At 48.3% G+C, this 16,861-nt stretch carries 3 protein-coding genes; all 3 read right to left on the reverse strand.

Translation table 11 applies throughout. The annotated features are described in order from the left end of the window. Window positions 1–204: 204 nt before the first annotated feature. Window positions 205–9,984: an autotransporter-associated beta strand repeat-containing protein gene (locus ACSYSY_RS05455; protein WP_491706575.1), complete on the reverse strand. Its 9,780-nt coding sequence runs from the start codon at window positions 9,982–9,984 to the stop codon at window positions 205–207. Further along, on the reverse strand, window positions 9,920–13,483 hold the full coding sequence (locus ACSYSY_RS05460) for a beta strand repeat-containing protein (RefSeq protein ID WP_491706576.1): 3,564 nt from the start codon (window positions 13,481–13,483) through the stop codon (window positions 9,920–9,922). The genes ACSYSY_RS05455 and ACSYSY_RS05460 overlap by 65 nt, the downstream gene beginning before the upstream one ends. A 694-nt stretch (window positions 13,484–14,177) precedes the next feature. Then, a complete protein-coding gene (locus tag ACSYSY_RS05465) occupies window positions 14,178–16,814 on the reverse strand; it encodes a Hint domain-containing protein (protein ID WP_491706577.1) in 2,637 nt (878 codons plus the stop codon). Window positions 16,815–16,861: the final 47 nt, after the last annotated feature.

A 16,861-nucleotide genomic window follows, 5' to 3' on the forward strand; every position in this document is an offset into this window, starting at 1 on the left:
CAACGTTATAAAATACCGAAGCAGTCTAACGATTTTCTTGCTACCTAAAAAGACTTTTCTCCCAAAACAATTATTGTCCTGAAACTTATCTCCCGGACAATTCTACAAAAAAACCTCCATACCACCTTGGATAGGCAATATAGAGGTTTCAGAGTTTCAGAAATCGAGGAAAGAAAGGGCACAGAAACTATGCCCTCTTTTTTCTTAGAACTTCATAGAAAGCTGGGCTCTTCCCCCACTGTCAACTGACTGGTTGCCATATTGACCGATATAGGAAAGTTTGAGATCCAGGCTATCGGTAACGTTCAGAGAGAACCCGGCATCAACCAGTGCTGAATCTTTGGACAAAGGCACACCGGCAATATCCATCGTTCCACCCTGCTGACCCTGCCTGAACAGTTCATGAGCCGTTGGTGTCAACTCACCAAATGCGTGTCTATAAGCCACCGTTGCATAAGGTTTCACAATCATATGCTGCGTTGCTTTAAAGCTTGTCATCATATGAACACCGAAGGTTGAGAATGTAACACCCGTATCTGAGTTCTTACCACGAAGTCCCAGAGCGCCACCTTCTTTGAATTTATCTGTGTCCAGATTGACATAGGCAACATTTGCAAATGGCTCAATGATCGCATTCTTGAAGTGGAACCGATAACCCATCTCCGCAAAGGCCTGAGCTGTACCTGCACGGTAATTGCTGTTCGACTTACGGCGTTCATCAGCATAGGTCGCTGTATGATTAACGTTCATCATGTTCCAGGTATAAGCGATACCCATGCGGAGATAGACATTATTCCAATGTGTCCCCGCATAAGCACTGACTGAAGCGTTATTGCTGTAGCCACTGGCAGGTGTGTTTTTGGTACTGAACATTGAACGGCCATAGCTGACCAGACCACCAACACGCCAGGTATTAAATACCGGAGCATCCGCTCCCATAATAAAGCCTGTGCTGGAGTGATGCATAGCCGAAGCATTACCATCACCGGAATTATTCCCACGACTTCCGTAGGCTTCACCCCATAGAACCAGAGAAGATGATTCACATTTTCCGTCAATTCTCTTGCCTGTTTTGGCGTCCGCTGTGCTGATCCCGTAATCGCCATTCACATCACAATCGGCCATAGCCAGACGGTTCAATGCTGCCTCTCTTATATAGAAGCTGTCCTGGATAAGGGCCGTTCTTGCTGAAGCATGAATTTCACCAGAGAATGAGTCGAAACTTCTTCTTTCCTGCCCTTTATTGATCTGATAGGCCGCATCAAGCACAGGGTTATCTGAATTTGGGCGAACCATCGGGTTAAGTTTATCAAGCCTGTCAAGAGCACGTGCAACCTCACGCTGGTTACGTGTCAGTGCCATGGATCCAAATGACGTATCGTTACGACCCATATAAACATACGCATCTTCTGCCTTATCACCTACTGATGACGTACTGCCCGTAATTGGATCGCTATCACCGTCCCGAGTTTCAATCTTAGGAACGGGTTTTGCCGCTGCCTTGATACCCAATTTAGGATCAAGGAATGCATATTTGCTACCCATATTTGTGACCAGCTTGGTGCCGTTCGCCGTAATGCCTTTATCAGCAACAAGGAAATCATAAGACTGCCCATAAGCCAATTGCACATTCTTGGCAAAGTTAACATTCACATTGGAATTGTTCAGATTAGCCATACCTGTCACAAAGATCATATTGTTCGTACGACCACTATCTGCAGTATTTGCGGACGTGTTTCTCAACAAACTCTCTTTGGACCATGTTGCCGGAGCCTTGACGACGTTAACAGCAAGGTTTGAACCTTTTTCCATTGTAAGGTCACCATTAACGTTTAGATTACCGGCAGGATCCTTGACGGTTCCGGCAGAAACAGTGCCCCCGGCATGTGCCGTAACGCTACTGACTGCCCCATTACCTGACAATGTGCCGCCCTGGTTAACTTCTACACCAGAAGACATTGTGAGATTTGCGTCAGCTTCGAGATTACCACCATCGACAATCGTCTTGCCATGGTATTTCTGGTCAGCCGTCACACGCAACGTCCCTACGTCATCCTTGTGCAGATTAACATCAGTTTCTTCTGCTTTAACCAATTGAGGAGCAATTTCGGAGAGTCTGTCATTAATGGCAGTATTCAGCTCTGCAGTAACCGGAGCTCCTTTTTTCATGCCATTTCCGACACTGATATAGGTATCTTTAGTCTTACTATAAAGATCATCACCTGTGATGACAAAGGCTTTGCCATCCTCATTCTGGAATTTCAGGCCACCAATTCTTACTGGTGCCGTTTGCCCGTCTTTATGATCATTAACCTTAATGACACTCGCAGACTCATCAAAGATAGCCGTATTATCTCTGTTCCACGAACTTGTGTCTTTCCCAGTTGAATCTGTCCAGTTTGTTAATCCCAGTCCTTTAATGGACGCACTCCATTCGTTAACCGGCATTGAACCATCAGAAGCTGCCCGTCCTGATTGAGCGCTGACTGAGTCATTTCCTGAATGGAAATAGGTCACATCCCGGTCATTAACGACAACATTCACTTCTCCTGCTTTAGACGTCTGGAGGGTCAGACTGACACCATCCTCAACATTCATAGAGGAAAGTTCCTGTTTATCCTGGCCTGAAAGCTGTCCTTTATATTTATAGACCTGATAAGTTTTCTGATTGTTTTCGTCTAACTGCGATACATCTCCCTTATCTTCCAGCTTTAATTTACCGCCAAGGGTCAGATTCCCTCCGACTTCCACAAGATCGTTCGATTTCCCGCCTGAGACGTGACTTTCACCTTCTGTGAATTTCTGGGTGGAATTATCCTGTAAAGTCAGATTTCCATTAATATGCAAGTCGCCAATACCGGCACCACCATTATTACCTGCGGAGAGAGTCCCTCCAGCACCCACGACAACGTCTCCACCAACAGTCCCTGCACCACTTAGTGTCGCATTACTATTAACAGTTGTTTTGCCTTTTGCATTGGTCTGGTCACCATCAATTTCGAGGTTACCGGAATTAATATTCGTTTCACCCGCATAATTATTGGCCCCACCGAACACTTCGTTTCCACCGGCGAGTGTCACACCACCATTACCAGAAATTGTCCCATTAAATCTGCCACTGGCGTTTGCCAATGTGAGGTTATTTTTACCAAGCTGAACTGAACCTTTATCTCCACCAGAAAGAGAGTTGATTGCAACATTCCCACCCGTGACATTATTCACATCAAATGTGCCATCATCATAAACACCTGATGACTGACTGACAGAACCACTCCCCGATAGAGCAAGTTCGGCTCCATTATTTATGCTGGTCTGACCAGTGTAGCTGTTACCTACATTGGTAAGCGTTTCATTCCCACCTGCAACCGTGAGGCCACCTGTCCCAGTAATTGTGCCATCAAACTGATTCCCCGCATGAGCCAGTGTCAGGTTGTTATTACCAAGCTCCACTGAACCCTTTCCAGCCAGAGAACCCACTGATGCGCCATCTTTAGCATGCTTGATGTCAAACTTACCGTCATCATTGACTGTGGAGTTCGTGATCGAACCATTACCAGACAACGCCAGTCCTGCACCATTGCTGATGTTCGTATCACCGCTATAGCTGTTCGCTCCGCCAAGTGTCTCTTTACCATTCTGAACGGTCAGACCGCCTGTGCCGGAGATCACACCGTCAAACTTACCGTTGGCGTTTGCCAATGTCAGGTTGTTGGCACCCAGCCGGACCGAACCCTTATCGCTGCCCGCAAGGGAGTTGATGCTCGTGCTGCCATTCGCTCCTGATACATCGAACGTGCCTTCATCATTGACTGTGGAGTTCGTGATCGAACCATTACCAGACAACGCCAGTCCTGCACCATTGCTGATGTTCGTATCACCGCTGTAGCTGTTCGCTCCACCAAGTGTCTCTTTACCATTCTGAACGGTCAGACCGCCTGTGCCGGAGATCACACCGTCAAACTTACCGTTGGCGTTTGCCAATGTCAGGTTGTTGGCACCCAGCCGGACCGAACCCTTGTCGCTGCCAGCAAGGGAGTTGATGCTCGTGCTGCCATTCGCTCCTGACACATTAAATGTGCCTTCGTCATGGACCGTCGAGTTGGCAATTGAGCCATTGCCTGACAGGGAAAGTTCAGCACCGTTGCTGATGTTCGTGTTGCCGCTATAGCTGTTCGCTCCGCCAAGTGTCTCTTTACCATTCTGAACGGTCAGACCACCTGTGCCGGCAATCACACCGTCAAACTTGTCACCCGCATGGGTCAGTGTCAGGTTGTTGCCACCAAGCTGCACCGAGCCTTTGTCGCTGCCCGCAAGGGAGTTGATGCTCGTGCTGCCATTCGCTCCTGATACATTAAATGTGCCCTCATCGTGGACCGTGGAGTTCGCGATCGAGCCATTACCTGACAGCGCCAGTTCTGCACCGTTGCTGATGTTCGTGTTGCCGCTATAGCTGTTCGCTCCACCAAGCGTCTCTTTACCATTCTGAACGGTCAGACCACCTGTGCCGGCAATCACACCGTCAAACTTGTCACCCGCATGGGTCAGTGTCAGGTTGTTGCCACCAAGCTGCACCGAGCCTTTGTCGCTGCCCGCAAGGGAGTTGATGCTCGTGCTGCCATTCGCTCCTGATACATTAAATGTGCCCTCATCGTGGACCGTGGAGTTCGCGATCGAGCCATTACCTGACAGGGCAAGTTCAGCACCGTTGCTGATGTTCGTGTTGCCGCTATAGCTGTTCGCTCCACCAAGCGTCTCTTTACCATTCTGAACGGTCAGACCACCTGTGCCGGCAATCACACCGTCAAACTTGTCACCCGCATGGGTCAGTGTCAGGTTGTTGCCACCAAGCTGCACCGAGCCTTTGTCGCTGCCCGCAAGGGAGTTGATGCTCGTGCTGCCATTCGCTCCTGATACATTAAATGTGCCCTCATCGTGGACCGTGGAGTTCGCGATCGAGCCATTACCTGACAGCGCCAGTTCTGCACCGTTGCTGATGTTCGTGTTGCCGCTATAGCTGTTCGCTCCGCCAAGCGTCTCTTTACCATTCTGAACGGTCAGACCACCTGTGCCAGCAATCACTCCATCAAACTGGCCATGGGCATCGGAGAGAGCCAGGTCATTCTGACCCAGCTGAACTTTCGAGCCATTCTCGCCATTAAGCGTTTTGATTTCTTCCGGCTTATCATGGAATGCATTGGAAATATCAAACGATGCGCCATTCGATATATTCACACCAGCTGAGTTACTGATACTTCCGCCATAGGCCAGATTAAGGCTGCCACCTTTGATATTGGTCTCACCTGTGTAGCTGTTTTTATCCCCGCTCAGGGTCATTGTTCCTGAACCGGTTTTATCAACTCCACCAGCTCCACCTACCTGATAGGTATAGTTGGCATGTGTGGAATCCCCTTCCACGTCGAACTGTCCCTGCTTGCCGGAAGCTAGTTCAATATCAGCATTCGTCTGGAAATCGGCTGTGTTTTTGATCGTGCCACCATTCACTTCAATCACTGAATGCATGTCACTTACAGGATTTTCAGGCCGATCAGACAGGTCCCCGCTTACGTCAAGTGTGCCACCTTCATTAACCTTAAGGGAACTATCGCCTCCAGTATGCAGGTAAAGATGTTCACCTTTGCTGACATCACCATGATAGGACAGTGTCGAGCCATTATTGATGTTGATATGACTACCTTCATCAAGATCAACAAAGGAGTTTTTGGAAGCTGCATTGCCATTTTGCTGCGTCAGATTGACCGTGCCACCATTATTGAGATTCACGGCACTATGGTCATAGATCGCAACGCCATTCTCGGGACGTCCACTTTGAACGATATTCAGGTTCGCTCCATCATTCACATTGATGTTGGAAGAGCCTTCCATATAAATGGCGTGCTGCGGGTTCTTCGTAGGCACAGCCGTATTCGCTGTAAGCTGCGTCCCTTTCCCTGTCAGGGTAAGATCACCATGGGCGTCGCCTATCCCATTATTATGCTTACCGTCATCGCCAACAACCAGGCCATTATTCACATTAACCTGTGAGCCACCTGAGACGGTCGCTGTGCCTGTTCCTTCATTGCCTATCTGCAACTGGCTTACATTAACCGTTGAGTTGTCGATGGTCGCTTCACCAACGTCACCTTTCGAGCCGCCAATCGCCAGGGCCATTCCGAAACCATCTTTATCGATCCCGTCAATGGTACTATGATTGGTCAGGTTTAAGTGACCAACATTACCGCCCTGGGCTCCTACATAGAAAAGCCCGCTGCTGTCATTCGTAACCCCTGTCGGGTTGGAGGTCATTGTAAGATGGCTGTTATCAAGCGTCAGATCACCCTTGTCGGTGATATGATTACCGATATTGATGTTGCCACCATCTGTAACAGAGAGCTTGCCGGCTGTATCAATAACAGCGTTTCCTATAGTGACATTTGCACCGTCAAACGTCTCTTTACCACCTGCAACCATCAGGCCGCCTGTGCCGGACATTGCGCCATCAAATGTTCCGCCGGCATTGGCCAAGGTGAGGTTATTACCACCCAGCTGAACCGAACCGGTTTTGCTGCCGGACAGCGAGTTGATGGTCGTACCACCATTGACTGCTGACACGTCGAACTTACCGTCATCATTCACACTGGAATTGGCAATCGAACCATTGCCTGACAGCGCAAGTTCTGCACCTTCATTGATGTTCGTGTTGCCACTATAGCTGTTCGCTCCACCAAGCGTCTCTTTACCATTCTGAACAGTTAAACCGCCTGTGCCGGCAATCACACCATCAAACTTATCGCCAGCATGGGTCAGTGTCAGGTTGTTGCTGCCAAGCTGGACTGAACCTTTATCGCTGCCAGCAAGAGAGTTGATGCTCGTGCTGCCATTCGCTCCTGACACATTAAACGTGCCTTCGTCATGGACTGTCGAGTTGGCGATTGAGCCGTTCCCTGACAGGGCAAGTTCAGCACCATTGCTGATGTTCGTGTTGCCGCTGTAGCTGTTCGCTCCACCAAGCGTCTCAGTCCCGGAAGCAACCGTCAGACCACCCGTGCCGGCAATCACACCATCAAACTTATCGCCAGCATGGGTCAGTGTCAGGTTGTTGCTGCCAAGCTGCACCGAGCCTTTGTCGCTGCCCGCAAGAGAGTTGATGCTCGTGCTGCCATTCGCTGCTGATACATTAAACGTGCCTTCGTCATGGACTGTCGAATTAGCAATTGAACCATTGCCTGACAGCGCCAGTTCAGCACCGTTGTTGATGTTCGTGTTGCCGCTGTAGCTGTTCGCTCCACCAAGTGTCTCTTTACCATTCTGAACGGTCAGACCGCCTGTGCCGGAGATCACACCGTCAAACTTGTCACCCGCATGGGTCAGTGTCAGGTTGTTGCCGCCAAGCTGTACAGAGCCTTTATCGCTGCCCGCAAGGGAGTTGATGCTCGTGCTGCCATTCGCTCCTGACACATTAAACGTGCCCTCATCGTGGACCGTGGAGTTCGCGATCGAGCCATTACCTGACAGCGCCAGTTCTGCACCGTTGCTGATGTTCGTGTTGCCGCTATAGCTGTTCGCTCCGCCAAGCGTCTCTTTACCATTCTGAACGGTCAGACCACCTGTGCCAGCAATCACTCCATCAAACTTGTCACCCGCATGGGTCAGTGTCAGGTTGTTGCTGCCAAGCTGGACTGAACCTTTATCGCTGCCAGCAAGAGAGTTGATGCTCGTGCTGCCATTCGCTCCTGACACATTAAACGTGCCTTCGTCATGGACTGTCGAATTGGCGATTGAACCATTGCCGGACAGGGCAAGTTCAGCGCCATTGCTGATGTTCGTGTTGCCGCTATAGCTGTTCGCTCCACCAAGCGTCTCTTTACCATTCTGAACGGTCAGACCACCTGTGCCGGCAATCACACCGTCAAACTTGTCACCCGCATGGGTCAGTGTCAGGTTGTTGCCACCAAGCTGCACCGAGCCTTTGTCGCTGCCCGCAAGGGAGTTGATGCTCGTGCTGCCATTCGCTCCTGATACATTAAATGTGCCCTCATCGTGGACCGTGGAGTTCGCGATCGAGCCATTACCTGACAGGGCAAGTTCAGCACCGTTGCTGATGTTCGTGTTGCCGCTATAGCTGTTCGCTCCACCAAGCGTCTCTTTACCATTCTGAACGGTCAGACCACCTGTGCCGGCAATCACACCGTCAAACTTGTCACCCGCATGGGTCAGTGTCAGGTTGTTGCCACCAAGCTGCACCGAGCCTTTGTCGCTGCCCGCAAGGGAGTTGATGCTCGTGCTGCCATTCGCTCCTGATACATTAAATGTGCCCTCATCGTGGACCGTGGAGTTCGCGATCGAGCCATTACCTGACAGCGCCAGTTCTGCACCGTTGCTGATGTTCGTGTTGCCGCTATAGCTGTTCGCTCCGCCAAGCGTCTCTTTACCATTCTGAACGGTCAGACCACCTGTGCCAGCAATCACTCCATCAAACTGGCCATGGGCATCGGAGAGAGCCAGGTCATTCTGACCCAGCTGAACTTTCGAGCCATTCTCGCCATTAAGCGTTTTGATTTCTTCCGGCTTATCATGGAATGCATTGGAAATATCAAACGATGCGCCATTCGATATATTCACACCAGCTGAGTTACTGATACTTCCGCCATAGGCCAGATTAAGGCTGCCACCTTTGATATTGGTCTCACCTGTGTAGCTGTTTTTATCCCCGCTCAGGGTCATTGTTCCTGAACCGGTTTTATCAACTCCACCAGCTCCACCTACCTGATAGGTATAGTTGGCATGTGTGGAATCCCCTTCCACGTCGAACTGTCCCTGCTTGCCGGAAGCTAGTTCAATATCAGCATTCGTCTGGAAATCGGCTGTGTTTTTGATCGTGCCACCATTCACTTCAATCACTGAATGCATGTCACTTACAGGATTTTCAGGCCGATCAGACAGGTCCCCGCTTACGTCAAGTGTGCCACCTTCATTAACCTTAAGGGAACTATCGCCTCCAGTATGCAGGTAAAGATGTTCACCTTTGCTGACATCACCATGATAGGACAGTGTCGAGCCATTATTGATGTTGATATGACTACCTTCATCAAGATCAACAAAGGAGTTTTTGGAAGCTGCATTGCCATTTTGCTGCGTCAGATTGACCGTGCCACCATTATTGAGATTCACGGCACTATGGTCATAGATCGCAACGCCATTCTCGGGACGTCCACTTTGAACGATATTCAGGTTCGCTCCATCATTCACATTGATGTTGGAAGAGCCTTCCATATAAATGGCGTGCTGCGGGTTCTTCGTAGGCACAGCCGTATTCGCTGTAAGCTGCGTCCCTTTCCCTGTCAGGGTAAGATCACCATGGGCGTCGCCTATCCCATTATTATGCTTACCGTCATCGCCAACAACCAGGCCATTATTCACATTAACCTGTGAGCCACCTGAGACGGTCGCTGTGCCTGTTCCTTCATTGCCTATCTGCAACTGGCTTACATTAACCGTTGAGTTGTCGATGGTCGCTTCACCAACGTCACCTTTCGAGCCGCCAATCGCCAGGGCCATTCCGAAACCATCTTTATCGATCCCGTCAATGGTACTATGATTGGTCAGGTTTAAGTGACCAACATTACCGCCCTGGGCTCCTACATAGAAAAGCCCGCTGCTGTCATTCGTAACCCCTGTCGGGTTGGAGGTCATTGTAAGATGGCTGTTATCAAGCGTCAGATCACCCTTGTCGGTGATATGATTACCGATATTGATGTTGCCACCATCTGTAACAGAGAGCTTGCCGGCTGTATCAATAACAGCGTTTCCTATAGTGACATTTGCACCGTCAAACGTCTCTTTACCACCTGCAACCATCAGGCCGCCTGTGCCGGACATTGCGCCATCAAATGTTCCGCCGGCATTGGCCAAGGTGAGGTTATTACCACCCAGCTGAACCGAACCGGTTTTGCTGCCGGACAGCGAGTTGATGGTCTGTACCACCATTGACTGCTGACACGTCGAACTTACCGTCATCATTCACACTGGAATTGGCAATCGAACCATTGCCTGACAGCGCAAGTTCTGCACCTTCATTGATGTTCGTGTTGCCACTATAGCTGTTCGCTCCACCAAGCGTCTCTTTACCATTCTGAACAGTTAAACCGCCTGTGCCGGCAATCACACCATCAAACTTATCGCCAGCATGGGTCAGTGTCAGGTTGTTGCTGCCAAGCTGGACTGAACCTTTATCGCTGCCAGCAAGAGAGTTGATGCTCGTGCTGCCATTCGCTCCTGACACATTAAACGTGCCTTCGTCATGGACTGTCGAGTTGGCGATTGAGCCGTTCCCTGACAGGGCAAGTTCAGCACCATTGCTGATGTTCGTGTTGCCGCTGTAGCTGTTCGCTCCACCAAGCGTCTCAGTCCCGGAAGCAACCGTCAGACCACCCGTGCCGGCAATCACACCATCAAACTTATCGCCAGCATGGGTCAGTGTCAGGTTGTTGCTGCCAAGCTGCACCGAGCCTTTGTCGCTGCCCGCAAGAGAGTTGATGCTCGTGCTGCCATTCGCTGCTGATACATTAAACGTGCCTTCGTCATGGACTGTCGAATTAGCAATTGAACCATTGCCTGACAGCGCCAGTTCAGCACCGTTGTTGATGTTCGTGTTGCCGCTGTAGCTGTTCGCTCCACCAAGTGTCTCTTTACCATTCTGAACGGTCAGACCGCCTGTGCCGGAGATCACACCGTCAAACTTGTCACCCGCATGGGTCAGTGTCAGGTTGTTGCCGCCAAGCTGTACAGAGCCTTTATCGCTGCCCGCAAGGGAGTTGATGCTCGTGCTGCCATTCGCTCCTGACACATTAAACGTGCCCTCATCGTGGACCGTGGAGTTCGCGATCGAGCCATTACCTGACAGCGCCAGTTCTGCACCGTTGCTGATGTTCGTGTTGCCGCTATAGCTGTTCGCTCCGCCAAGCGTCTCTTTACCATTCTGAACGGTCAGACCACCTGTGCCAGCAATCACTCCATCAAACTTGTCACCCGCATGGGTCAGTGTCAGGTTGTTGCTGCCAAGCTGGACTGAACCTTTATCGCTGCCAGCAAGAGAGTTGATGCTCGTGCTGCCATTCGCTCCTGACACATTAAACGTGCCTTCGTCATGGACTGTCGAATTGGCGATTGAACCATTGCCGGACAGGGCAAGTTCAGCGCCATTGCTGATGTTCGTGTTGCCGCTATAGCTGTTCGCTCCACCAAGCGTCTCTTTACCATTCTGAACGGTTAAGCCACCGGTGCCAGAGATCGTGCCTGTAAATGCCTTATCCCCTGCTGGAACCTGCGCAGATGAAGTATTATCGATGACCGTCCCATGCGCATTTGTAAGAACCAGGTCGTTCTTACCAAGGCTAACATTCCCGTTCCCGGAAAGGGACGTAATATCAGTTTTTCCATTTACATTTGAAATATCAAATGTACCGTTATTCTGGACATAGGCTGAATTGCCAATAGACCCATTACCTGACAAAGCAAGTGATGCGCCATTATTAATCGTCGTATTGCCTGTATAGCTATTAGCACCACCGAGGGTTTCATGACCCTTTTCGATCGTTAACCCGCCAAGCTGATCGGCCCCGGCAAAGCCACCGGATGCGATGTGACCATCATACTTATTACCAGAAATGATGCCATCATACTCACCATGGGCATTTGTGAGTACCAACTTGCCGTGGCCTGCGAGAACGACGTTACCACTATTCCCCCCTGAGAGAGATGTAATTGTGGTATTCTCAGGAAGTTCTATAAAATCCTTTCCATTCGGATAAGCATGACCCTCCAGCTGTAAATGCGTTACATCAAGCTTACCATCAACCTTAACGTCTGATGAATTACTGAGAATATTTCCATGAGTGTCATTTAGAGTAAGGGTGGCACCCTCATTAATATTCGTCTGACCTTTATATTCCTGCTGCTTATAACCATCGAGAACCTGGTTCCCTCCAGAAATCGTTAGGCCACCATTTCCAGAAACAACCCCGGAATAAGAATGATTTGAATCAGCCGCTGTAATCGTCAGTGTTTTATCACCCAGCGTTACGTCGCCCTGACCGCTGACCCCTTTTATTGAAGAGCTATCACCTTTTACACCGCTGATATCGAATTTAGCCTGGTCTGCTATATTAACATTGCTGGACTGAGAAATGCTTCCTTCAATATTATGACCGAGCACATCCTGACCGGAAGAAAGAGCCAAGGTCCCCTTACCGATATTGGTCTCACCAGTATAGGTGTTACTATTATGAAGTGTCAGCGTTCCGGAGCCTGTTTTATTCAGAGAGCCACCGGTCCCACCATATTTCCCACCATCTTCGATGATAGCCGAAATATGATCGTCCTTATTCAGACCACCTAATGTCAGTGTTTTACCGCCCAGTTTTACTTCGCCGCCACCAGCATCTGACATAGAACCAATGGCGATTCCCTTATTGGTACCAGAAACGTCTACTGATACGTCCAGAGAAGGCACTCTTATCCCATAACCGTTTGGATCATTCGTAGGATTAGGCCGATAAGCCCCTGCCTGAGGCGAATTCTGAATTGTCACCTTATCGGCAGTTGAATCACCGGTAAACGTAATATGATTAAGGTTATTAATGAGCCCCGAACCGGCTGAGCTATGGTCATTAAAATTCACATTACCATCAGGCAAAACGCCAATATAGGAGCTGGCCTCACTACTATTGTTGAAATTCAGGACACTGTGATTATCGACATTGATATCACCATGCACTTCAACGCCGGCATTTTTGCCGTCAGCTGGATCACCATTAAGATTGACGACTGTACCGTAAACCAGAGTGAGCGCATTTCGCCCATTAGACGAATTCCCCACACCAAACGCATTAGTACTGTTTGCATTTACGGTAAGGGTGCTATCCCCCTTCTCCGGGTTGCCGCCCAGACCGACAATTGTCGTATCACCCTGATAATTATTATCATGATTCAGATTAAGGGTCGACCCTTGCTGCATCCCCGGCGCACCGGTTCCCACAAGGGTCAGGCCGCCATTTCCTGTTATCTTGCCTGCCGGGGTATAATCATGCCCTTCCAAGTCAATTGTCCCGCCCATATGATAGTGGAAAGGCTGCCCATTATCCGGCTTGACGATAGGCGCCATCTGAGGATCATTACTATAGTTATAATGCTGATGGCCATCACTATTCGTTCCATCATCATGAAGATTGATCGTATGATTGGCTGTGTCATTATTTGCGTCAATCACAAGCGTTCCGCCATTTATAGTGACGTTAGCATCGTGATTTCCAATATCATTAATATCTAATAATTTTCCATTATGATCTATGGTTATATTCTGGCTTGTCCCACTCGCCAGTGCCGTGCCACTCATAACAACCAATGACAGGGAGGACGCGAGCAGAAGAGATGCCCTAAAAGACGATGAAGATGCGGGACGAGTTTCTTTCAGGTACATTTTAATCATATCCTAAAATCAAAGTACGTTACGACGTTAAAATATGAAATATTATGTCAACATTATGACTCGCTTATATATGAATCATTTAATGAAACTCACAATATAAAAAGAAATTATTTATAATATATACACACTTATAACTATATTTTATTTTTAAAATACTTTTTCCATCTTAAAATTAATGATGATTTTCATTTATTGACAATTAATCTTTAACAATTAAAAATAAAACTTATTATAAAGATGTATTTTATATAAAACTTTTAAAAACCGCTGATATCTGCAGTTTCTTCTTAAAAAATACGGTTTTACAGGATATGAATTTATTTCATATTTTCAAATAGCTCAAAACTATGTATGTCAAATTTAAGGCGAAATCATATAAATAGCCATTTAAAAATATGGTATTATTTTAATACTATTAATAAAAAATTCAAACAAACCGCCCAAAAAAAGCTGTTTTTGACCGTATTTTTCAAAAAAAATTATATGCCCAGGAATTATGGAACCATAAATCTACCGGCTAGCATATCTTCACCGGCATCCCCCTGGTTAGAAAGGCAACTGGAACAGAACAACCTGAACACAACTGAAATGATTTAAAGAATTTTTAAAAAACCACTTACTATAACTCTGTAACTACCGGCATTTTTCACCATGCCGGTAGTTACAGGCCCAGGATTCTTCTGATCCCTTACGCTTATTCAGCTGCTTGTATAGCAAAAGCCCGATCAAGCGATTCATCTATGAGATAAGGACCACCCGCCTCAACCTGAATCGCCAGAACCCTTTTCTGACCTTCTGCCACATTGGAATCAGGCAGAGGCAATAATGCGTTACCCATCGTCCAACGATGTGGACCGGATTCAATAACACTCCAGCCAGAGAGGCTTTCCTGTTCCAAATGGGATATGACATCAATTTCAGATGCCCCTACCCAGAACTCAATCTTCCCAATCAACACTCCCAGCTCACGGCGGTCGTCCAGGAAAGGCCCGATTGTTGAAGACGGCCTGAAGGTTCTTGAAAGAAGGCGCACATTTTTCGTTTTATGAGGAATGGCAAAAATCATCTTGCCATTATGCTCACGCGTTTTTCCGATAATGACCCCATCATCAAGCATCAGACGCAGATCTGAATCCTCTGTCATGCTCTGTTTTTCAAGATCAGAGTTTGTAACAACGTATCCCAGAGAAAAGGCACGATCACGTAACTGATTATAAAGTGGTTCCACAAAATCGCGACTAACCTCCAGAGGAGCGGCAGAATCATCAGCCCATGTCAGGGGCTTAAAAGGAACCAGACGCGCTGTATTATCATCCTGCACCTCAATCGTCTGACGCTTTCCTGTATCAAGGTAGCTTTCCGTCAAACTATTATTGGCCCAGATGATTGCGTGAGGCTCTGTCCGCACATGATAGTAATCATAACTTTCCTGCGACAGATCGTACCGAATCGTTGCTCCATTGACCAACATACGAACGGGCACAAAACGCTCATTGAGGTAAAAACAATGTTCAGGCGTTACATAAAGATCTTGTGAGGGTACGCCCGGGGCGAAAGCATCTTTACAGACCTGCACAGGCCAGCCAGCTATCTCTACAGGCTGATCCTTACGCACAGTTGCGCGCTTATGCATAACAGACGTTACTTTGCGAATCTGCTGTCTGCCATTTTCCAGCACGCAGAGAGCGTCACCTTCTTTTATGTCCTCAATAGCTGTTTCACCATTTTCGAGACGAATCATCGTCCCGGGGAGGAAGCAGGCATAGACAAGCACTGACGTGCCATGTCCGTCATCAACCAGAGAAAAGTCACTCTCTTTATAGTCACCACTTAACGAAATAGCCGTGGCCTGAGTTCCAGGTGACCCTATTTCCCCATCGTAAATATATAGTTCATTGTCGATAAGTGTGAGATATTTATGCTGATCATCATAATGTAACCCATTAAATCTGATACGCGAATTGGACCCCATACTAATATTCTGTATTACCGCTCCGGAATCCACGACCAGGAGACCACCTACATTATCAACACCATTACCGCCAGCAATGGTAATATCATCAAGTTCAGCTCCTGAGGCCGCAGAGGTTACGCCACCTGTATTATCAACAAATAATGGATGCTCTTTTCCACCATCCGGATTGGGCGTGGAATCCTTCTGACCTGCTGTAATTGTAGCGCCTATGACTGTGCCGCCTGAAGCAACTCCCAGTGTCTGCTTATCTGTGATAACAGGCCCAGTAAGATAACCGCCATGGGAAACAACAATGGAATCCGCCGAAGCCCCGGATAAAAAGGTCACTGAGCCACCCGAACCAACAGTCAATTTATGGACAGATGCTCCAGACTGAATTGTCCCATGCCCATTATGTAAAACATGTAAATTACTCGCATATCCTCCGCTACTGATCAGAGCCGTAGCTCCCAAATAAGCAGACATCAGACCTACTTTCCCGCCTGATTTCAGATCGACCACAGCAGCACTGGAGGCATAGAGGATGTCGACTTTCCCTCCTCCACTTATATGAATCTCACCGCCATTCGTGGCACGGGCTGTATGTGACTTACCGGAATGGCTATAGGTAACGTCCGAGTTGGAATCGACCCAGACATCTGTTGCAGAACCATTATTAATATTAATGCTTCCATAATCAGCAGCGGAAACGCCACTTATGAAACCACCCTTATCAATCTCCATATAACCGGAGTGCGTTGCATCTCCACCACTGACCAGAACTGTTTGCTCGATAATGCTGGCACCATTTCTGATGTAAACACTCCCGCCCTCATTATAAGAAATATTCCCGGTTCTGGTCCCCGCTCCTACGCTGACAACCCCGCCAGATTGCACAGTTATATTATTACTTGCAGAACCATTGAGGATGACCGTCCCTGCGGAGCCTCCTTCGGCCCCACTACCATCAGCCACAATATTATAAGCTGTGGCACCATTTTCTATAATCGCAACCCCACCAACACCGGCAGAAATCGTCTGATTCTCATCAAGGACAGAACCACTGTCATATTGCAGCGTGCCTTTCAAAAGAGGAGCCCCCGCAGAAAAGGAGCCCCCAGACACAACGCCCGCAACCACCTTGGCGCCTGAATGGATAACAGCTGTACCACCACTGATCGTCAGTGCATCCACACTACCGGAAATCTCAGCAGTACCACCTGAAATCTGAAGTCCACTTTCGATATTAGCGCCGGCCCCCACATCTATAACACAGCCATCATAAATGCTTGCACCACCGAGGCACGTCCCATTCTGCAGGACGATTTCACCACCAGAACTCCCGATAACATGGACGTTATTCACGCCGGATGCCATGTACGAACCACCATTAGTAACTAAAAAATTAAACTTCATTGAGTTTT

The sequence above is a fragment of the Aristophania sp. ESL1100 genome (genome assembly GCF_058511235.1).